Annotated in this window: 15 protein-coding genes and 2 rRNA genes; 10 read left to right on the top strand and 7 right to left on the bottom strand. The window is 61.3% G+C overall.

Annotated features, from left to right (window positions below):
• Positions 1-65: 65 nt before the first annotated feature.
• Both DVU_RS14510 and DVU_RS14515 read left to right on the top strand, forming a co-directional pair.
• Positions 66-1799, top strand: a complete 1734-nt coding sequence (locus DVU_RS14510) for a DEAD/DEAH box helicase (protein ID WP_010940347.1) — start codon at positions 66-68, stop codon at positions 1797-1799.
• On the top strand, positions 1789-2274 hold the full coding sequence (locus DVU_RS14515) for a hypothetical protein (RefSeq protein ID WP_011791514.1): 486 nt from the start codon (positions 1789-1791) through the stop codon (positions 2272-2274). The genes DVU_RS14510 and DVU_RS14515 overlap by 11 nt, the downstream gene beginning before the upstream one ends.
• 484 nt (positions 2275-2758) lie before the next feature.
• On the opposite strand, the gene DVU_RS14520 is transcribed toward DVU_RS14515, so the two are convergent.
• Entirely contained in the window at positions 2759-3964 is a 1206-nt protein-coding gene (locus DVU_RS14520; protein ID WP_010940349.1) for an OmpP1/FadL family transporter, read from the bottom strand.
• Between the two features lie 473 nt (positions 3965-4437).
• On the opposite strand from DVU_RS14520, the gene DVU_RS14525 reads away from it, so the two are divergent.
• Both DVU_RS14525 and DVU_RS14530 read left to right on the top strand, forming a co-directional pair.
• Entirely contained in the window at positions 4438-5784 is a 1347-nt protein-coding gene (locus DVU_RS14525) for an FAD-binding protein (RefSeq protein ID WP_010940350.1), read from the top strand.
• A 214-nt stretch (positions 5785-5998) separates the two neighbouring features.
• Positions 5999-6646: a hypothetical protein gene (locus tag DVU_RS14530; RefSeq protein ID WP_010940351.1), complete on the top strand. Its 648-nt coding sequence runs from the start codon at positions 5999-6001 to the stop codon at positions 6644-6646.
• Positions 6647-6689: 43 nt separating this feature from the next.
• Here the strand turns inward: DVU_RS14530 and DVU_RS14535 are convergent, their stop codons facing one another.
• From DVU_RS14535 to DVU_RS14550, 4 genes are all read right to left on the bottom strand, one after another.
• On the bottom strand, positions 6690-6917 hold the full coding sequence (locus DVU_RS14535) for a rubredoxin (protein WP_010940352.1): 228 nt from the start codon (positions 6915-6917) through the stop codon (positions 6690-6692).
• 18 nt (positions 6918-6935) lie between these two features.
• On the bottom strand, positions 6936-7511 hold the full coding sequence (rbr, locus tag DVU_RS14540) for a rubrerythrin (RefSeq protein WP_010940353.1): 576 nt from the start codon (positions 7509-7511) through the stop codon (positions 6936-6938).
• Between the two features lie 44 nt (positions 7512-7555).
• Positions 7556-7942: a transcriptional repressor gene (locus DVU_RS14545; RefSeq protein WP_010940354.1), complete on the bottom strand. Its 387-nt coding sequence runs from the start codon at positions 7940-7942 to the stop codon at positions 7556-7558.
• 325 nt (positions 7943-8267) lie between these two features.
• Complete coding sequence (locus tag DVU_RS14550; RefSeq protein ID WP_010940356.1) at positions 8268-9587, bottom strand: TolC family protein; 1320 nt, start codon at positions 9585-9587, stop codon at positions 8268-8270.
• 383 nt (positions 9588-9970) lie between these two features.
• Between DVU_RS14550 and tolQ the strand changes: the two genes are divergently transcribed.
• The 6 genes from tolQ to pal all read left to right on the top strand — a co-directional run bounded on the left by tolQ (position 9971) and on the right by pal (position 14970).
• Positions 9971-10663 carry a protein TolQ gene (tolQ, locus tag DVU_RS14560; RefSeq protein ID WP_010940358.1) on the top strand — a complete coding sequence of 231 codons (693 nt, stop codon included), beginning with the start codon at positions 9971-9973 and terminating at the stop codon, positions 10661-10663.
• Between the two features lie 9 nt (positions 10664-10672).
• Positions 10673-11092 (top strand): protein TolR, encoded by a 420-nt coding sequence (gene tolR / locus DVU_RS14565; RefSeq protein ID WP_010940359.1) that lies wholly within the window; start codon positions 10673-10675, stop codon positions 11090-11092.
• Between the two features lie 9 nt (positions 11093-11101).
• On the top strand, positions 11102-12127 hold the full coding sequence (tolA, locus tag DVU_RS14570; protein ID WP_010940360.1) for a cell envelope integrity protein TolA: 1026 nt from the start codon (positions 11102-11104) through the stop codon (positions 12125-12127).
• A 27-nt stretch (positions 12128-12154) separates the two neighbouring features.
• On the top strand, positions 12155-12820 hold the full coding sequence (locus tag DVU_RS14575) for a TonB family protein (protein WP_011791511.1): 666 nt from the start codon (positions 12155-12157) through the stop codon (positions 12818-12820).
• A 109-nt stretch (positions 12821-12929) separates the two neighbouring features.
• Positions 12930-14267 (top strand): Tol-Pal system beta propeller repeat protein TolB, encoded by a 1338-nt coding sequence (gene tolB / locus DVU_RS14580; protein ID WP_014524613.1) that lies wholly within the window; start codon positions 12930-12932, stop codon positions 14265-14267.
• Positions 14268-14466: 199 nt separating this feature from the next.
• Positions 14467-14970, top strand: a complete 504-nt coding sequence (pal, locus tag DVU_RS14585; RefSeq protein ID WP_010940363.1) for a peptidoglycan-associated lipoprotein Pal — start codon at positions 14467-14469, stop codon at positions 14968-14970.
• Positions 14971-17236: 2266 nt separating this feature from the next.
• Here the strand turns inward: pal and rrf are convergent.
• Both rrf and DVU_RS14595 read right to left on the bottom strand, forming a co-directional pair.
• A 5S ribosomal RNA gene (rrf, locus tag DVU_RS14590) occupies positions 17237-17351 on the bottom strand.
• 102 nt (positions 17352-17453) lie between these two features.
• A 23S ribosomal RNA gene (locus tag DVU_RS14595) occupies positions 17454-20383 on the bottom strand.
• Positions 20384-20392: the final 9 nt, after the last annotated feature.

A 20392-nucleotide genomic window follows, 5' to 3' on the forward strand; every position in this document is an offset into this window, starting at 1 on the left:
ACGCCCACGTCCCTCGCCGGACGCCCCACATACATGCCCGCCCAGTGCGGGCCCCAGAGGAATACATGACCCAAGAACCGAACATGCCCGAAGACGCCGTCGCGCCCGAAGAAGACAGGGCCGCGCGCGTCGCGGCAGAGATAACCGGTATCGACGAGCCCGAAGACGCCCTGCCTTCAGTACAGTTTGCCGACCTCGCGCCGCGGCTGCAGGAGGCCTGCATCCGCGCGGGCTGGCAGAGTCTCATGCCCGTTCAGGCCCACGCCCTGCCCTATCTCTTCGACGGACGCGACCTCATGGTGCAGTCGCGCACCGGCAGCGGCAAGACAGGGGCCTTTCTGCTTCCCCTTCTCGAACGTCTCGACCCCGCCGAAGCCTCCACACAGGCACTGGTGCTGGTGCCCACCCGCGAACTCGCCCTTCAGGTCGAACACGAGGCCCGCACCCTCTTCGAGGGCACGGGACTGCGCGTTGCCGCCGTCTATGGCGGCGTCGGCTACGGCAAACAGAATGACGCACTGCGCGAAGGCGCCCACTTCGTGGTCGGCACACCGGGTCGCGTACTCGACCACCTGCTGCGTCGTACCATGCAGCTGGACAGGCTGCGCGCCCTGACGTTCGACGAAGCCGACAGGATGCTCTCCATCGGCTTCTATCCTGACATGAAGGAGATACAGCGGTACCTGCCCAAGCGGCGCATCGCCACCTGCCTGTTCTCCGCCACGTACCCGCCGCACGTCCTGAACCTTGCCGGTGAGTTCCTGCGCGAACCGCAGATGCTGAGCCTCAGCCACTCGCAGGTGCATGTGGCGCAGACGCAGCACATGTTCTGCGAATCGAAGCCGATGGACAAGGACAGGGCCCTCATCCGCCTGCTGGAGATAGAGAATCCCTCTTCCGCCATCATCTTCTGCAACACCAAGGCCAACGTCCACTACATCACGGCGGTGCTTCAGGGCTTCGGCTACAACGCCGATGAGCTTTCGGCAGACCTTTCGCAGTCGAAGCGCGAGCAGGTGCTCGAACGCCTTCGCAACAACGAGGTGCGCTTCCTCGTGGCGACAGATGTAGCGGCGCGCGGCATCGACATACCCGCCCTTTCGCACGTCATCCTCTACGAACCGCCCGAAGACCGCGAATCATACATCCACCGTGCCGGTCGCACGGGTCGCGCGGGTGCCGTGGGCACGGTCATATCCCTCGTCGACATCATGCAGAAGCTCGAACTGCAACGCATCGCACGGCATTACCGCATGGACATCGCCCATCGGCCCACGCCGCAGGACGAGGACGTGGCGCGCGTGGTGGGCGACAGGCTGACAGCCCTCCTTGAAGGGGCCTACCGCCAGTGCACCGGGTTGCAGCGTGAGCGCATCCAGCGCTTCACCGACGTGGCACGCACCCTCGCCGCCGACGAGGAGCAGGTCGTGCTGCTCGCCATGCTGCTTGACGAGAAGTACCAGCAGAGCCTCCACGCCATGCCACCGCGCCCCAGACCGCAGCGTGCATCGGCAAGCCGCGCCGTTGACAGCGAAAGCGATACGGCCCCAAGACGCCGCAGCAGGGGCAGGAGAGACGACGAAGGCAGCACCGGAGGCGACGAGCGGAAAACCGCGCCCCGGACGGCACCCTCCCGCACCACGGCAGGGGCAGAGGGCGCATCCGCCCACGAGGACACCGGTGCAGGCAACATGCAGACCGCACAGGATGGCGACGAACAGCGCACGCCCCGCAAACGGCGGCGTCCGCGCAGGCGCAAGCCTACCGGTGGCGACAACGGCACCTCCCATGACGCCTGAGACGGAACGCACTCCCGGTAACGCACTCCCCTATTCCAGCGACGAGGTCATCGGCAACTTCGAAGCCTTGCTTGCAAGCTTCGACTTCACGCCCGACCTCGACGCCATGGGCATAGGGAAGATGCAACTCTTCCGCAGACGCAGGGCACTTTTCGAATTGCGCGCCCTGTTCGTTGCGCTGTGGCGTATCGCCCTTGACAAGTCACTCCCGGGCGAAGGCGAACTCGTCTTCGAGATGTTCCTCTCCCGCTACGAGGACAGGCATCGCAAGGGCAAGCAGACGCGCCAGACGCTGGAGAGGGTACGGCAATACGTCGACCTGCTGCTGGTCAAGCGCGATACCGACTTCACCGAGGTCGCAAGCCACCTCGTGTCGTTCCTCACGCTTGGCGAGGCCGAGGCCAAGGCGTTACGGCTGCGCCTCACCCTGCATATACGCAGCACCTACAACCTCATCTTCGCGAAGTTGTTGTAGCCGAAGGCTGCCCGCCGCGTCTTCAACCACACACGTCATGGACAGGGGTGGAGCATCGTCTCCGCCCCTTTTCTGTCGCAGGCGACAGCAAAGACGTCGTACCCGTACCGTCGGGGGACACCGCCACAACGCCCGGGATGGTTCCCTGTGGCGGCCCCGTCGGCCCCCCTGTAGCGCCCCTGTAGCGCCCCTGTCGCACCCCTGTCGCGCCCCTGTCGCGCCCCTGTCGCGCCCCCTCTGGCATCGCAGTCGCCACGGCACGCAGCCCCTGGTTACACAGCCCTGCAATACCAAACGGGCCGCAGGGTATGCCTGCGGCCCGTTTCAACGCAGTGGTCACCCCGCTTCATGGGGCTACGGTCTTCTGCGCCTGCGCGCCCCGTGTCTTCCGGGGCCGTATGACGGGCGGAGTGTTCCTCGCCATCCCCGCACCCGGCAGGCTGACCGTACACCTACGCGCACTGGCGATGGTCAGCGTCCGGCATCAGAACTCCCACGCCGCGCTCATGCCCAGCAGATGGGCATAGCCGTCGTGGAAGCGCACGGGCACGTTGCCGCCCGCCGTATGCACCTCGCCCTCACGGTCGGTGATGAGCAGGTAGGTGTACGAAAGATCAACGCGCCACGGCCCTTCGTGGTAGCCCACGCCAAGGCTCATGAGGTGACGGTCGTTGGCAGGGACCATGAAGTCGAGATGCGCCGAATTGACCGGTTCCTCGTCATAGACATAGCCCGCGCGCAAGTCGACGTTGTCGGTGAGACGGTACTCGGCACCGGCGCTCAGACGCCACACGTCCTCCCACTCCGTCTGCTTGATGGAGGCAGGCTTTCCGCCCACGGGTGAACCGTAGTCGATGCGCAACTCGTCATAACTGCTCCAGAAGGTGCGCATGGCCCCCACCTCGACACCAAGGCGCTCGGTGGCCTGCCAATAGACGCCGAAACGCACCTCGCCGGGCAGCGTGATGTCGCCTTCGGCGTCGGTGTCCCTGAACAGCGGGCCGTATCCGGCGGGGACGTTGTCGAACGTGGCGCGCCCCTTGACGTGCTGCTTCACCGGTGTGCGGAAGCTGGCACCGAGGGCGATATCTTCGAATGCCTGCCACCACATGCCACCATTCAGGCCAAAACCGGTGCTGTCGCCCTTGATGCGGGCATCCATGCCCAACGGGCGCATCTTTTCCTCGAAGTCGAAGTACATGGCCTCCACGCCGAAGCCGAAGGCGAAGTCCTTCGTCGGTCTGAAGCCAAGCACCGGGTTCACCGACACCGACTGGATGCCCACGTAGGTGAGTTCAGAAGCCATGGGCCACGTCTTCGAGTACTCGTTGCCGAGGCCGAAGCGGGGGAACGCCCCTACGCCGAAATACATGGTGTCGGTGAGGGGCGTCGTGGCGTAGGCATGGGGGATGGCCCACACGTTGGCCTCGGTGGTCGTCGATTCACCGGGTGTGTCTATGGTCACCTCGGGCTGCACCATGGTGACGCCGGCAAGCACCTGCGGCGTATCAAGATGCGTGACGAGGGCGGGGTTGAATGCGATAGAAGACGGGTCGGTGGCGGGTCGCGCCACCATGGCACCGCCAAGGGCGTTGCCCCTCGCCCCGAATTCATGCATGGCGAAACCTGCCGCATGGGCCGATGCCGCCCAGACGGCGCACAGCGCCACGGCAATGATGAAACGGTACACGCTTCCTCCTCCTGAAGCATCGGCCATGCCGATGATGTACGAAAAAGCCGGAGCAGTCCGGCGACAAGCGTCGACGTGGCTTCGGACGCCACGTTCTGCAACGCGGGCACACAAGGCGACATGTCTGCGTCTGATATCGACGCAACAGCAAAGACGATGACGACCGGACGAACTGAAAGCGCCCGATGCCATGCCAACGGGATGCAGCACGAAGGCAATGGTCGCAGATGGCACGATGCGGAGGCCATCGTCTGCATGGGTCTCAGGCCAGCAGCGGCAACGCGTCCCACGAATAGCGGCACTGCTGCTGGTTCCGACCGCTGTTTGCAGACCGAAGATTGCCGACCGCTGTATGTAGGTGCAACCGTGGCAAATGGCAAGAACCTGCATCGCGGGGTTGCGGCGGCAGGCCATGCATGGCAACGTGACGGCTGGCGGAAACGAGGCCCGACGCGTACAGCAGGAGAGTCACCATGTCCTTCGAAACCGACATCATCGTCGCCGGAACGGGACTCGCCGCCTATGCAGCCGCCATAGCCGCAGCGGAACGCACACCGCGCCTCTCTGTGACGCTGGTCGGGCGCCCCGGCCCCATCCCCCCCTCGGGCTCATTACGCCTTCTGGCACCCTCCGAGGATGCGGCACGCGAATGGTGTCTTGCGGCCCTGACGGAACTTTCCCAACCCGGGGCCTTCGAACCCGCGCTCGCATCCCTCATGGTCGACGAATCGCACGTCGCCGCTGATTTTCTCGCGGCAAGCGGCGTCGCCCTGCCACCCCGCTCACGCCTCCGGCTTGGTGGCGACTACATCCCCCTGTGCCGCAGCATCCTCGATGCCGGGCCCATGGCAGAGGTCAAGGCGCGACTCCGCGCACGTGCCCTTGCCGCAGGGGTCGACATCCATGAAGGGCTGCGCCTTGTGACCATCGGTGCCGATGACGGCCCGCCGGGCAGCGCCATCTGCACAGACATGCACGACGAGACCGTCAGACTGCGGGCGCGCGCGGTCGTACTCGCAGAGAGAGGATGCGCCCCCCTCTTCGTCCCCGATGCGCAGCAGGATGTGGCCGCGGGGCTCGGCCTTGGGCTGTTGCGACAGACTCGCGCCGTTCTCGGCAATGCGGCATTCATCCAGATGGTCTGGCGGACCGTTGATGACGAGCCCTTCGACCTCGGCCTCGCCGCCGGTTCGCCCTCGTTCGAGGTCGCCGGACCGGGCGGCGTCTTCACACGCCTTCCGCGCCCCCTCGTGGCATTGGCATCCGAACGTGCCACCCACAAGGCTCATGCATGGAGTCGCGCCGACAACGCCATCGACGTGCATCTCCTCGACTGCATGACCCCCGCCGGGGTCGTCAACATCCGCCATGAGAGACAGCCCCTGCGCATCGTCCCTGCAGTCGTTTCCGCCACCGGAGGTGCGCGCATCTCCGTCGACGGCGCTACGAATCTCACGGGACTCTATGCCTGCGGAGGCTGTGCCACTGGCATGTTCGGTGCTGATGTGCTGGAAGGCAGCCACGCCACGGCAGCCCTCGTATTCGGCATCCGCGCAGGCATCGGGGCCACACGCCACGCGTGCTCGGCCCTCATGCCACCGCCCCCGGAGCACCGCCCGCCCATGCCGCCACGGCGGCTACCGCTTCGGCTACGCGAGGCTCTCTTGCAGCACTGCCTTCCCGGGCACCGCCCCGGTCTTCAGGCGCTTATCGAACGCCTGCGGGCACTGGCATCCCTTCCCTCGCTCACGCCCCTCGAACACTGCCGCGTACTCTCCGCCCTGACGGTGGCCGAGTTCCGAAGCGCCCTTCTGCATTGATCGCTTGCGGCGCAGACCCATTTTCGTTCGTCATCGACGCAGGGCGCAGCAGTATGCGGGCCTTTCATTGCAGCCCCATGACCACTGGCACACGGGGCTGACAAGCCGCTGGCAGCAACCGGGAAACGCCCCTTCTGTACTTCAGGCGGTTCAGGAAGCATCTGTTCCGCCGCCTGCTGTTGACGCCGATACACCGCGTGTGTAGGAGCGCGTCATGTTGCTCGACCATATATTCATCTGCGTTGATGAGAACGCACCAGAAGCAGACGAGCTTGTCTTTCTTGGGCTGGCTGAGGGGACACCGAACCGTCACCGCGGACAGGGCACGGCCAATCGACGCTTTTTCCTGCCCGGTGTGATGCTCGAACTATTGTGGGTTGCCGATCTCAATGAACTTCAAAGTGTTACGACCCGCACTCTCGGACTGGCAGACCGATTCGCTGCCCGGAAGGATGGCGGGTCGCCCTTTGGCTTTGTATTCAAGCCGAAGAATCCCCGAATCGGAAACAGCTGTCCTTTTCCCTTCCGCAGTTACCACCCCGCCTACCTGCCCGAGACTCTCGACATGAAGGTTGCTGACGCAACACCGCGTATCGAGCCACTCTATGTCTTCATCGACTTTCTTCCCGCATCGTGCAGCACAGCCCAACACCACCCTTGCGGGATTGAAAGGCTGACAAGTGTGCACGTTACCTTTCCCGCGCAAGGTGCACCTTCACCGGTTGCTCGCATGATTGACAGCCTACCGGGCATGTCAGCGCGCGTGGGGAGGGAGCACCTTCTGGAACTGTGCTTTGATGACGGCAAACGTGGCGTTCGGCACGATTTTCGTAATCGCCTGCCTCTGATCATCCGCTGGTAGGATATAACGATGAAGCCCCCCTTACGGGGGGCTTCACTATCGATCACTTGTCGGTCGGCATCTCGCATTGCGGCTGTTCGGTCGAACCGGGACCAGCCAACGGGCGGAAGCACTTCTTGGTGGCTTTGCAGATGGGGCAACGCCACTCGTCGGGCAGGTCTTCGAAGCGCGTTCCCGGGGGAACCTTGCCGCGCTTGTCTCCACGGTCGGGGTCATAGACATATCCACAGTTGACGGTCTGGCAGCGCCACATGTCTTCAGGGTTCGCCATGTTCCCTCCCGTTGGTTGTTACCAGTTGATGCCGAGGAGTTCGAAGTGCGCCTTGGGGTGCGCACAGGCGGGGCACAGTTCAGGAGCCCCGGTGCCCTCGTGCACATAGCCACAGTTGCGGCAGCGCCATTTGGTGGCCTGTTCGCGCAGGAACACTCTTCCTTCCTTGATGTTGCGTGCGAAATCGAGGAAGCGCTTCTCGTGGAATTCTTCAGCGACGGCGATGCTGGCGAAGACGCGGGCGATTTCCTCGTAGCCCTCTTCGCGTGCGATGCGGGCGAACGAGGGGTACATCTCCGTGTACTCGTGATGCTCACCCGCAGCCGAGGCGATGAGGTTCGCATGGGTGTCAGCGATGATGCCCGCAGGGAATGCGGCTACGATTTCAAGGTCGCCACCTTCGAGGAACTTGAAGAGACGCTTGGCGTGTTCGCGCTCCTGGTCGGCCGTTTCCGCGAAGATGTCGGAAATCTGGACGAAGCCGTCCTTCTTGGCCTGACCGCCGAAGTAGTTGTAGCGGTTACGAGCCTGAGATTCACCGGCGAACGCGGTGAGAATGTTCTTTTCGGTGCGTGAGCCCTTGAGCGATTTCATCATGCCTCCTGATGAGCGGGATGAGGTTGGAGGGATGCGATTGGTCAGCTATGTGCTGTGCAATGGTCGCAAATGCCTTCGAATTCTACACGAGCCGTCAGAATGGTAAAGCCTTTTGCAGCTGCCCGTTCAGGTTGTGGCACATCAAGAGGGTGCATCACGTCACCCACGCGGCCGCAACGTATGCAGCGGACATGCTGATGATGCATGGTATTGCCGTCGAAACGCTTTTGCGTCCCGGCAGCTTCCAGTCGCAGTATCTCTCCCGACTCCGCGAGCAGGTCGAGATTCCTGTAGACCGTACCAAGGCTGATGCGCGGGATGCGCGACCTCACCATGGCATAGATCTCGTCCGCAGTGGGATGCGTATCGACCTTGCGCAGTTCTTCAAGAATGACCATGCGTTGCTTGGTCATACGGGTTTGAGACATGCGAACCTCCGTAAATTTACCAGTAACAATTACTGATATTGGAGGAGACTGTCAAGCCCGCTGACGGGCTGTCGTATCACGAGTGACATCGTAAGGATAAACACGAGCAGCCCGCCACCCCGGCACATGCGGAAAGGAGCGAGGCAAGAGGCCGGTGCACACGACTGCACAGCGAAAGTGACGAAGACGCCCGCCTGTTCAGCGGGCATCCTGAGAGTTCCAAGGGCGTCGGCCTCGTGGATGGAGGGCGCGACCATCCCCCACCCTGCCCGTAGCCTCACCGGACAGCGTCTCCGCGCTGGACACGAGAAGAGGCCGAAAAGGCCTAGCTGCCGGACAGGTCGGGGCGAAGTTCGCCGAGAGAGGCGTACAGTTGGGCCAGCGCGACGAGGTAATCGGCCTTGGCTCCCGTCAGCCCGGCTTCAGCTGCTGTGAGCTTGGCCTGGGCATCGAGCACGTCGGTATTCGTACCGACCTGCGCCTGATAACGGGCGAGCGCCATACGGTAGGCCTCATGCGCCTGATCAAGGGCCTTGTGGGCGACCACGATGCGCTTGCCCGATTCGGATATGGCGAGAAGGCGCGACTTCACTTCATAGGCTATCTCCTGACGGAGATTGGCCTCGTCGGCGCGCACCTTGGATTCGATCTGCTTGGCCTGCTGCACCCCGTAGTATGTGCGGCCCCACTCGAAGACATTCATGGAGGCGGTGACATTGGTCGACCATTGCGTATACCCGGTCCTGTCCAGTGTGCTGCCGGACGCTTCGGGATGGTCGCCCTGCGTTGCCCAGTCGAACCCTGCGGAGACCTGTGGATAGTATCCGCTGGAGGCGATGGTGGTGTCCTTTCCTGCAATCTCGATGGCCTTGGCGGCCATGTGCATGTCAGGACGCTGACGGTACGCCTGTTCGAGGCACGCCTCGAAGGGGCGCGTGAAGGGCCGGTATTCGAGCGTGCCCGAGAAGGACGAGGCCGTCTCGACCGGCAGCGCAAGAAGCGTGTTGAGGCGGGCCTTCTGCGTATCAAGGGCGTTCTCGGCCTTGATGAAATCGGTTTCGGCCTTGGAGAGGTCCACCTCGGCCTGAAGGACATCGAGACGGGGCCGAAGCCCGACATCATAGAACGCCTGCGTCACCTTGAGCTGGTCGCGGAGTCGTACAAGGGCGTCGTTGGCGCTTCGTACATCCTGCTGCGCCTTGAGATAGGTGAGAAACGCCTGCTGTACCGCGAGGGCGAGCGTGAGCCGCGTCTTTGAAAGTTCGGCCTCCTTGCGGTCCTTCTCCAGCGCAGCCTTCTGGTAGGTCGAAAGGATGTTGAAACCTGTGAAGAGAGGTTGGCGAACTCCCATAGTCCACGTATAGGTGTCGTTATCAAGTTCACGCCCGAAGGTGACCGGCTTCTCGTCCAGCCGCTTGTACCCGTAAGTGGTGGACAGGGCGGGTCCGAAGGCGCCTCTTGCAGACTTGCGGCCCTCTTCCGCGGCATCACGCGCCGCGCCGGAGGATACCACGCCCTGATTGTCGCGTAGCGCCTTCTCTACGGCAGAAGCCATGTCATAGTCGTCTCCGGCGAGGGCTGCCGAGGTGAAGCCTGATAGGAGGATGCAGACTGCCATGAGGCTGCGGAAGATTCGACGGGGCATGACGGGCTCCTTGACGGCGGACTGATGAGACTTCGACAGCACTGGCGTATGCGTCGACAGGGACTATAGCAAGAGGCTTTCCGGCCTGTCCATCGTCCGTCAGTGCAACGTTCAGGCCGAAACGGACAGGGCCGCCATGGCATGTCCCGGCGGTGCGCCGGGCCAGCGCTTCCTCCGCCTTGCAGCATACCGCCCCGTCCGTGGCACGGGATTGCCGAACAATCTATGTAACGAATTGCCGGAAAGGGCCATTTCCCCATTGCAACGCGCGCCCGACGCGCATATGTGGAGTGCGGAAGACGGTGCCCCCGTCTCCCGCAACGCATACCATAAAGAATGACCCCGAAAAGCCGCCTTCAGGGCGCGGGGGTGGAGTCGTAAGGATGGAGAACAATTTCTTCCAGATCATCGGCCAGGCCACACTGGTGGCCAAGTTCGTGCTGGCGCTGCTGGTGCTCATGTCGATAGGCAGCTGGTCGCTCATGTTCCAGAAGCTGTTCGCGCTCCGGGCGGCCCGCCGCAAGGCGGAGGACGGGCTGGAGCGCTTCCTGCGGGCACGCGACCTGCGCGAGGCCGTGCAGTCCCTCGGCGGTGACGCCACGTCGCCCCTGTACCATGTGGCACAGCAGGGTGTCGCCGAGTTCAACCGCCTCAAGGAGATGGGCAACTCGGGCGAGGTCGTGGCCGACAACGTGCGCCGTGCCCTGCGACAGGGCGTGGCCAACGAGATGAGCAGCCTGTCGTCATCGCTCTCCTTCCTCGCCACTGCGGCCAACACCGCACCGTTCATCGGCCTCTTCGGCACGGTATGGGGCATCATGCACTCGTTCCATGCCATCGGCATGATGAAGAGCGCCTCTCTGGCCACTGTCGCACCGGGCATCTCCGAAGCCCTCATCGCCACAGCCATCGGCCTTGCCGTGGCCATTCCCGCCACCGTCGGCTACAACGTGTTCCTCGGCATGCTGGCGGGCATCGAAGTGCAGGTGGTCAACTTCGCGGGTGTGTTCCTGAACCGCGTACAGCGTGAGTTGAACGCCCACCGCGGGGCCCGTGCAGCTCACGGCGAGCACTAGGAGCGATCCATGGGTGCCTCTGTAGGCAACAAGGGCGGCTTCGTCGCCGAAATCAACGTCACGCCCTTCGTGGACGTGATGCTCGTTCTGCTCATCATCTTCATGGTCACCGCGCCCATGATGTCCGAAGGACTCGAGGTGGACCTGCCGCAGACCCGTACCGTCGAGGTACTGCCCACCGACAGCGATCATCTCGTGCTCACCATCCGCAAGGACGGCGTGATGTACCTCGACGAATACAAGGTCGTACCCGAAGAACTCGAAGACTACCTGCGTAGGCTCGTCAAGGAGAAGAACAAGACCCTCTTCCTCCATGCGGACAAGGACGTGCCCTACGGGGTCGTCGTTGACGTCATGGGACGCATCAAGGGGGCTGGCATCGAGAAGCTCGGCGTCGTGGCAGAGCGGGAAGACCCGAAGAAGAAATAGGACGCCGCCATGCGCGCAACCAGCTTTCTGCTTTCGCTCGGCCTGCACTGTTCCGTGCTGTTGCTGGTGATATTCTGGCCCGATTCGGCGCCGATACGCCTCGACCAGCCGGTCTACCAGGTGAGCCTCGTCAGCCTCGGCGACCCGGGCGGCAATCGCGTACCCAACGCGCTGCCGGGGCCTGCCGGACCGCCGGCGCAGGCCAAGGCCGAACCGAAACCCACTCCGGGGCCGGAAAAGCCCGATGCCCCGGCCATCGCCGCCCCCAAGGCGGAGAAGAAACCGGAACCCAAGCCCGAGCCGAAGCCCGAACCCAAGCCTCAGCCCAAACCGGAACCCAAGCCCGAGCCCAAGGTCGAACCGAAGCCCGAACCCAAGGCCCAGCCGAAGCCAGAACCGGACGCCAAGGCCATCAGCGAGAAGAAGAAGGACGAGCCCAAGAAGCCCGAACCCGAGACCTCGAAGGATGCCAAGGATACGAAGAAGGCCGTAGCGGGCAAGGACGACGCCAAGGACAAGGCCAAGACCGAAGGCAAACCAGCGCCCAGCAAGGATGACATCCTCAAGCAGGCGCTCGCCGACGCGCAGGGTAAGGCCGGAAGCACCGGAACGGCCCAGAAATCATCAGGAACAGGCGGCAAGACCGCCGGTGGTTCAGTGAACAACGCCCTCGCCGAGATGCAGAAGATGGCCGCCGCTGGCGGCGGTGGCGGCGGCGGTGGCGAAGGTCACGGTTCCGGAGGAGGCGGCGTGGGCGATGTGTATATCGGTCAGGTCATGGCCATCGTACGGCAGAACTGGGAATTTCCGCAGCTCGCAAGCCGTCAGGACCTTCAGGTGCGCGTGCGCGTCACAGTGGACGCTTCCGGGCGTATCGCCGACGCCAAGCTCGAAGGGTCTTCCGGCCGTCCCGACTTTGACGCCTCCGCACTGAAAGCCCTGCACAAGACGCAGATGCTGCCGCCTCCTCCCAAGGAGGAGTTCCGGGACCTGCTGCTGGTGTTCAACCTCAACGACATGATGGGCAAACGCTAGCCCTTCGTCGAACGGGAAAGGTGCGGTATGATACGTGGATCGGCTTTACGCGGCGTTGCCGGTGCGCTGTTGATGGGGGCATGCGTAGGCATCCCGGTGGCGGGAATGGCGGAAGACGTCCTCTCTGCCGCAGACACCATGGGTGGCTACGGCGGACGTGTCCTGCAGCGTATCGCACCCCACTGGCGAGCCCCGGCCGGCCCGGCAGGACGCATGGTGCAGGTTCGCGTGCGTATCGCCTCCGACGGAGGGGTCATGGGGTGTGAACCGGCAGGCGACACCTCCGCCCTCGACCTCGTGGATGCCGCGTGTGCTGCCGTTGCCCGCGCAGGAAGGATGCCCGTGCCCGACTACGGCATGTCCGGCGCTGTATATCTGTCATTCATGACCGGCGTGGACGCCGGCCAGCCAGCCCCGCAGCAGGGGGGAGACCCCTATGCAGCCCAGGTGATGGCCGCCGTGCGCAAGCACTGGTCGCCCCCGCCCGTACAGGGTGAGCATCTCGTCCGTGTGCGTGTGCGCGTGGGAGATGACGGCAAGGTGCTCGACTACGCCATCGATACGGCCTCCGGCGTTGCCGAGGTCGATGCGGCCGCCCTGCGTGCCGTATCACAGGCCGGTGCCATGCCTGTGCCCCCTGCGGGGGCAGCACGTGACATCGTGCTCTCCTTCACTGTGCGAGGGGGGCAATAGGCCCCCATTGCCGAAGCGGTAAAGCTGTTATATCACCCGCCGGTGATGTGACGTCGTGCCGACCAGCGGAACGCTCATGGTGACTGCTGGCAAAACACTTGGAAAGCGGATGAGTACAATGCGCCATCGTTCCTGTTTCAGCCTTTTCGCGGGCCTTGCGCTCGTTTTCTGCCTTGCCGTGGGCACTGCGGCTGCAGGCCCCGTGCAGGTGGACATCTATGGCCCGGGTCAGGGTAGTCTCAACCTTGCCATGGCTGCCCCCCTCGGCCCCACGCCGGGCACCCCTGTGTCTGGCATGGGCGTCAAGCTCAACGGTTTCATCAACGAGAACCTGAGCTTCCTGCCATTCTTGCGTCTTGTCGACCAGCGGGCCATCCTTGGCGGCACGGTTATGCAGGGCTACAAGTCCCCGGACATCGACCTCAAGCGCTTCCAACTCGCAGGGGCCGACCTCGTGGTGACAGCAGGCTGGCCGCAGGGCGATGCCTCCGGTTCGTTCGTCGAACTGCGTGTCTACGAAGCCCTGTCCGGCAAACTGGTCTTCGGCAAGGCCTACTCCCATGTCGAAGACGGCCTGTTGCCCAACGTGGCTGACAGGTTCTGTTCCGACCTCATGAAAGCCCTCACCGGACGTGGCGAGTTCTTCAAGTCGACTCTCGCGTTCGTCAAACACGACGGAAAGAACAAGCGTGACGTCTGGCTGGTCAAACCCGTTGGGCGTGACCTGCGCAAGATTACCAACCTTCCCGGCGAAGCCCTTTCCCCCTCGTGGTCGCCCGACGGTCGTTTCGTGGTGTTCAGCCATTTCGACGACCGCTCGCACGCTCTCGGGGTATGGGACAGGCTCACCCGGCAGGTGCAGCGCATCCGTTTCCCCGGCAACACGGTCATCGGCCCGTGCTTCCTGCCGGACAACAAGGTGGCGGTCAGCCTTTCGTCAGGCCGCAACCCCGACATCTTCCTGCTGAACCACCTGTTCAAGAAGGAGCGCGAACTGGAGGCCAACCCCTCCATCAACGTCTCGCCCTCGTTCGATGCGACAGGTACCAAGATGGCGTTCACGTCCAGCCGCATGGGCGGGCCGCAGGTTTTCATGAAGGACATGACCACCGGGCAGGTCACCCGCATCAGCAAGACGGGTTCGTACAATACCGAACCGTCCATAAGCCCCGACGGAACGCTCGTGGCGTTCACGAAGATGACGGACACGGGTCATCGCATCTTCGTCTATGACATGGTGACCCAGAGCGAACGTCAGGTGTCGTTCGGCCCCGGGCGTGACGAGCAGCCCTCGTTCGCCCCTGACAGCTACTTTCTGGCGTTCACGTCCAATCGCAACGGCGCGCAGCAGATCTTCCTCGTGACCCGTCACGGGGGCGATCCCAAGCGCGTTCCCACCGGCCCGGGCGATGCTTCGTTCGCCCGGTGGGGCATGATTCCCGAGTAGGGTTTTCCCCCGCCAAAAAAGAGAGGGAAAAGAGCACGATGTGCTCTCTCTCTCCTTGACAAAATACGGCGGCGAGATACCATTACTGCTGTCTTCAACCCACCACGGCATTCGCGGTTCGTGGAGGGCGAGGAAAGGAAAGGAAAAGGTTAGGTTGACTTATTTTTTCGAGCAAGAGCTGTATTTTTAGGAGGAAATCATGAACATGTTCAAGCGCGTCGGGCTCGTCCTGACCCTGGCTCTGGTTCTCGCCGCCGGTTTCGGTTGCGCCAAGAAGCAGGTTGCCGCCACCCCTGAGGCCGCTCCCGTGTCCGACATGGGCGACTCCAAGTCCGCTGATATGGCCGCTCTGGCCCGTGCTCAGCAGATCATCACCGACGCCAAGGTCTACTTCGAGTTCGACAAGTTCGACCTGAAGGCCGAGTCGAAGGAAGTGCTGAAGCAGAAGGCCGAAGTGATGAAGAAGTTCCCCTCGATCCGCGTGCTGGTTGAAGGCCACTGCGACGAGCGCGGCACCCAGGAATACAACCTCGCCCTCGGTGAGCGCCGCGCCCGCGCCGCTTACGAGTACCTCGTGATGCTCGGCGTTAACGCCGGTCAGCTCGAAATGATCAGCTACGGCAAGGAACGTCCTGCCGTTGAAGGTCATGGCGAAGCCGCTTGGTCCAAGAACCGCCGCGACGAGTTCAAGGTCATCAAGTAAGTATTGCTCCGCCTTTCAAGGGCCACTCCGCAAGGAGTGGCCCTTTTTTTATGCCTAGAGTCAAGCAAGGACAGCAATCACCTGTCTCTGCTGGATGCTCTTTAGCGCCTACGCCCAAGGCCACCCATGAGCACCCCGCCTCTGGCCTCCCTCGGAATACATGTCCACCGGGCACGATGACGCCCTGACATCCCTCTGAGATGCCTTCCGCCACATATCGAGAAGGAATGACTTCCCCCCTAGGGCAAAGGTGGAATTCAAGGGAGGTCGCCCGTAGGCGCAAGCAGGTTGCCCTGAAAGACTAGCTATTGCTCAAGAGCAAGGTCTAGAAGTCTCGCGTCGCTAAACGCAAAGCGAGGATGCGACTTGTACGAACATGAAGGAGGAGGCAAGCAAACGATATGAACTTTCGTACAGCAGGTTCGGGCACGAATGACGACGACATCACGTCATGGTAAGCTGAAGCCTGTGAGTACCCGACCCGCATGTCTCCCTAATCTCCATTCGTGGCATGGCGGCTGCCTCTTCAAAAAGAGCCCCGCATAAACCGGCAAACGAACTAGACCGATAATGCGGCTCGTCACCGCGCGGGTTTGAGCACCGCTACAACAGCATGTTCACGTTGACGCAACCTCCGCAACCGGGAGGCAGGAATGCGTGCACCCGATACCATGCTTGTATCGACTGTCATCCTGACTGCGACGGGCCTCAGGCCTTCATTGAGCGGCAGGCCACCCCAAAGTCCAGACAAGACCTCACAGGGCTGAGAGGGCTATGCATGCCCTCCAAAGAGGGTGTGGCCTGTTGCACCACGACACTGCACCTTCAGGCCCATGATGTCAGGTCAGCAAGCGGGCGTAGCGACCATGCTCATGCCCGCACAGTCGACGGGTTGTCAGGCAACTCGAATATATCCAGAAGCTTTGCCTTCGACGTAACTGGAAACATACTCTCGTCCTAAAAATCCGTAGACTAACCCCGAAGATGTGAACGATGTGGCCCGTCTGGGCTTTGAGAGAATACTGCAAAACGCTTCCAAGACACGCCAGCACGCGCAAAGGTATCTGGCTAGCCCCGAACCAATCACGGCCCAAAGCTGTAGCCACCCACTCCTGACAGCATTTCCTGCGTTCCGAGGCCAACACCTTGCGCTAGAGTCGCTGTGGCATCCGGTGGAAGTCACGTCGAAACAGAGGGCGCCAACCGCACACCAGCAGTAGTGTGGCATAGAAGGCTGGAATGATGGCCCAAGGCATCGGCCCAGAGAACGCCATCAACACCCATCGAGGCTTCGCCAAGCGTTTCCCCAGTAGGAAACTTGCCATGCATTCCGCAGGGATCCTCGCCGCTATGGTGGCGACAAGTCGCGGCTAGGCAAAGACCTGCCTTGAACGCCTGCAGATGCACCACAAGTGACACAGGAGTGTGCTCGACACATCTCGGACCCTGTTGGGGGGAACACCGGGCTGCCCCACTGTGGGTGAATCCTGACAGTGGGTTACGGAGAGACGGCACCAACGGATAGACAACATCCACACGACAAACAGCGCAGGGTACGCACCGTATCCGCTCAAGCTCCGCGTGGTCGGTGGAGTTGCCCCGCATAGCGCCCCCCCTGACGTTGCTGGCAGTCAGATGAATCAACTGGGGAGCGCATCCGCAATTCTCTTTGCAGAGCGTTCTCGTTGTAGTCTTCGAAACACTCTGCAAGTCGTTTCAGAACGGTCGGTACGACGGGGCAGATGTGCAGCCAGCGTAATCACGCTTGAATGTCTTAAGAATGCCTCTGCCATGGCGTTATTCTCTGGACTGCGCACGGAGTGAACAGCTTTACAGGCCTGTCCACGAGACAAAGTCCCCTGTTTCCTTCGCAGTACAACAGGAACCATAGTCTAAAAGCCATTCCGCGGGACGTGTTCGCATTGCCGAGTCGGCGCTCCACGCTTTTCAGCATCGGTTCGCAAATCAGAGAGCCAGAGATGTCCCGGTCGTCGCAGCGTAGCTGATGACTCTCCGGTCGGACGAATCAAGGACGAACGCCACACCCACCCTGCAAGCCACGCGGGGTAGGCATCGTATCCGCGCACGGGCAATCTGGTCCGCGAAAGGGTCAGGAGGACTTGATACGCCCAATGGGGGGCCTCGAGGAGGGACGTCATGCGGCCCAGAGGGGGTGGACTTCGCAAGGCGGCGCGGCTGGTGCCAGAACGCACGAAGGGGCGGTGACCGATATGGTCACCGCCCCTTGTGTTCTGAAAAAGAAAAGTCCTGGCGTCGGCCTACTTTCCCACGAGCTACCCCGCAGTATCATCGGCGATGGAGGGCTTAACTTCCGAGTTCGGAATGGGATCGGGTGTACCCCCTCCTCCATGGACGCCAGGACAGATTCTTTGGTCACCGTCCGGGAAGGCTGGCTATGCTTACGCCGCCACTTCGTACGGGACCGAAATAGAATCAAATAGGGTGGAAAGGAGTTTTATGAAGAAAACAAGGCGCTCGGGCTATTAGTACTGGTCAGCTCCATGCGTCGCCGCACTTCCACCTCCAGCCTATCGACCAGGTAGTCTACCTGGGCCCTTCAGCTCTAAAAGAGGGGAGAACTTATCTTGAGGCAGGCTTCCCGCTTAGATGCTTTCAGCGGTTATCCCTTCCACACATAGCTACCCTGCTATGCCGCTGGCGCGACAACAGGACCACCAGAGGTATGTCCATCCCGGTCCTCTCGTACTAGGGACAGGCCCTCTCAATTCTCCTACGCCCACAGAAGATAGGGACCAAACTGTCTCACGACGTTTTAAACCCAGCTCGCGTACCACTTTAAACGGCGAACAGCCGTACCCTTGGGACCTGCTTCAGCCCCAGGATGTGATGAGCCGACATCGAGGTGCCAAACCGCGCCGTCGATATGAACTCTTGGGCGCGATCAGCCTGTTATCCCCGGCGTACCTTTTATCCAATGAGCGATGGCCCTTCCATGCGGAACCACCGGATCACTAACGCCGACTTTCGTCCCTGCTCGACATGTCTGTCTTGCAGTCAAGCTCCCTTATGCGTTTGCACTCGACGCCTGGTTTCCAATCAGGCTGAGGGAACCTTTGCGTGCCTCCGTTACAATTTGGGAGGCGACCGCCCCAGTCAAACTACCCACCAGACACTGTCTCCCTCCCGGATCACGGGTAGGGATTAGAGCCTTAGACTTGCAAGGGTGGTATTTCAAGGATGGCTCCCCCCATACTGGCGTACAGGGTTCACAGCCTCCCACCTATCCTACACATGCAAGCCCAAAACCCAATGTCAAGCTATAGTAAAGGTGCACAGGGTCTTTCCGTCTTTCTGCGGGTACACGGCATTTTCACCGCGACTTCAATTTCACCGAGTCTCTGGCCGAGACAGTGTGGAGATCGTTACGCCATTCGTGCAGGTCGGAACTTACCCGACAAGGAATTTCGCTACCTTAGGACCGTTATAGTTACGGCCGCCGTTTACCGGGGCTTCGATTCGGAGCTTCGCTTGCGCTGACCCCTCCTCTTAACCTTCCGGCACCGGGCAGGCGTCAGTCCCTATACGTCGTCTTGCGACTTCGCAGAGACCTATGTTTTTAGTAAACAGTCGCCACCACCATTTCACTGCGGCTCTCCGAGGCTTTGGATGTATACCCTACACCTTAGAGAGCACCCCTTCTTCCGAAGTTACGGGGTCATTTTGCCGAGTTCCTTGGCCAGAGTTCTCTCGAGCGCCTTGGGTTATTCACCCCACCCACCTGTGTTGGTTTCCGGTACGGTCTGTACGCACTATACTTAGGAGCTTTTCTAGGGAGCATGGACTCGGCGACTTCAGACCTTGCGGTCACGGACTCGTGTCTCGGCCTTAAAGGGGGCGGATTTGCCTCTCCCCCAAGCCTACGCACTTGCACCGGCTAAGCCAACAGCCGGCTCGCTTATCCTTCTCCGTCCCTCCATCGCGCGAACGCACAGGTACGGGAATATTAACCCGTTTCCCATCGACTACGGCTTTCGCCCTCGCCTTAGGGACCGACTAACCCTGGGAAGATTACCTTTACCCAGGAAACCTTGGGTTTACGGCGAACAGGTTTCTCACCTGTTTTATCGTTACTCATGTCAGCATAATCACTTCTCTGCAGTCCAGCGTGCCTTCCGGCAAACCTTCAGCCCACAGAGAACGCTCCCCTACCGATCGTACTAGACGATCCCGAAGCTTCGGCTCCATGCTTAGCCCCGTTACATTTTCGGCGCAGAGTCATTAGACCAGTGAGCTATTACGCTTTCTTTAAACGATGGCTGCTTCTAAGCCAACGTCCTGGCTGTCTGAACAACTCCACCACCTTTCCCACTGAGCATGGAATTGGAGGCCTTAGCTGTCGATCTGGGCTGTTTCCCTTTTGACGACGGACCTTCGCACCCGCCGTCTGACTCCCGGGGTACATCTCTGCGGCATTCGGAGTTTGAAAGGGTTTGGTAATCTGGTGGGACCCCTAGCCCTGTCAGTGCTCTACCTCCGCGAGACAATTTCCCGAGGCTATACCTCAATATATTTCGGGGAGAACCAGCTATCACCGAGTTTGATTGGCCTTTCACCCCTATCCACAAGTCATCCAAAACGTTTTCAGCCGTTACTGGTTCGGTCCTCCACAAGGCTTTACCCTTGCTTCAACCTGCTCATGGATAGATCACCCGGTTTCGGGTCTACTCCGTCGTACTTATCGCCCTTATCAGACTCGCTTTCGCTACGGCTCCACTTTCGCTTAACCTCGCACGACAGAGTAACTCGCTGACTCATTATGCAAAAGGCACGCGGTCACATCTCAAGGATGCTCCCACAGCTTGTAGGCAACAGGTTTCAGATTCTATTTCACTCCCCTGACAGGGGTTCTTTTCACCTTTCCCTCACGGTACTAGTGCACTATCGGTCGCTGGTTAGTACTTAGCCTTGGAAGATGGTCCTCCCAGATTCCCACGAGGTTTCACGTGCCTCGCAGTACTCAGGTGCCTCTAGGGTGACGTTCGGTTTCAGATACGAGGCTATCACTCGCTATGGCGGAGCTTTCCAGCTCACTTCTCCTGCCTAGTAGTCAATCCCACATCGAGGTCCTACAACCCCGGATGGTCGAAACCATCCGGTTTGGGCTAATCCCGGTTCGCTCGCCGCTACTTCGGGAGTCTCGTTTGATTTCCTTTCCTCCGGGTACTGAGATGTTTCACTTCCCCGGGTTGGCTCCCTGCAACCTATTTGTTCAGTTGCGGGTGACAGGACATGACTCCTGCCGGGTTTCCCCATTCAGACATTCCCGGATCAAAGGATGTTTGGCTCCTCCCCGAGACTTATCGCAGCCTACCACGTCTTTCTTCGCCTTCCAGCGCCAAGGCATCCACCTGTTGCCCTTGGTAACTTGTTCTCTTCGAAC

It is taken from the genome of Nitratidesulfovibrio vulgaris str. Hildenborough, from assembly GCF_000195755.1.
In the GTDB taxonomy this organism is placed as follows: Bacteria; Desulfobacterota; Desulfovibrionia; order Desulfovibrionales; family Desulfovibrionaceae; genus Nitratidesulfovibrio; species Nitratidesulfovibrio vulgaris.

What these genes read in the sequence shown, in the direction of transcription:
- DVU_RS14510 (WP_010940347.1), top strand. Translation starts at nt 66, where the DNA reads ATGACCCAAGAACCGAACATGCCCGAAGACGCCGTCGCGCCCGAAGAA.
- DVU_RS14515 (WP_011791514.1), top strand. Translation starts at nt 1,789, where the DNA reads ATGACGCCTGAGACGGAACGCACTCCCGGTAACGCACTCCCCTATTCC.
- DVU_RS14525 (WP_010940350.1), top strand. Translation starts at nt 4,438, where the DNA reads ATGTCCTTCGAAACCGACATCATCGTCGCCGGAACGGGACTCGCCGCC.
- DVU_RS14530 (WP_010940351.1), top strand. Translation starts at nt 5,999, where the DNA reads ATGTTGCTCGACCATATATTCATCTGCGTTGATGAGAACGCACCAGAA.
- DVU_RS14535 (WP_010940352.1), bottom strand. Translation starts at nt 6,917, where the DNA reads ATGGCGAACCCTGAAGACATGTGGCGCTGCCAGACCGTCAACTGTGGA.
- rbr (WP_010940353.1), bottom strand. Translation starts at nt 7,511, where the DNA reads ATGAAATCGCTCAAGGGCTCACGCACCGAAAAGAACATTCTCACCGCG.
- DVU_RS14545 (WP_010940354.1), bottom strand. Translation starts at nt 7,942, where the DNA reads ATGTCTCAAACCCGTATGACCAAGCAACGCATGGTCATTCTTGAAGAA.
- DVU_RS14550 (WP_010940356.1), bottom strand. Translation starts at nt 9,587, where the DNA reads ATGCCCCGTCGAATCTTCCGCAGCCTCATGGCAGTCTGCATCCTCCTA.
- tolQ (WP_010940358.1), top strand. Translation starts at nt 9,971, where the DNA reads ATGGAGAACAATTTCTTCCAGATCATCGGCCAGGCCACACTGGTGGCC.
- tolR (WP_010940359.1), top strand. Translation starts at nt 10,673, where the DNA reads ATGGGTGCCTCTGTAGGCAACAAGGGCGGCTTCGTCGCCGAAATCAAC.
- tolA (WP_010940360.1), top strand. Translation starts at nt 11,102, where the DNA reads ATGCGCGCAACCAGCTTTCTGCTTTCGCTCGGCCTGCACTGTTCCGTG.
- DVU_RS14575 (WP_011791511.1), top strand. Translation starts at nt 12,155, where the DNA reads ATGATACGTGGATCGGCTTTACGCGGCGTTGCCGGTGCGCTGTTGATG.
- tolB (WP_014524613.1), top strand. Translation starts at nt 12,930, where the DNA reads ATGAGTACAATGCGCCATCGTTCCTGTTTCAGCCTTTTCGCGGGCCTT.
- pal (WP_010940363.1), top strand. Translation starts at nt 14,467, where the DNA reads ATGAACATGTTCAAGCGCGTCGGGCTCGTCCTGACCCTGGCTCTGGTT.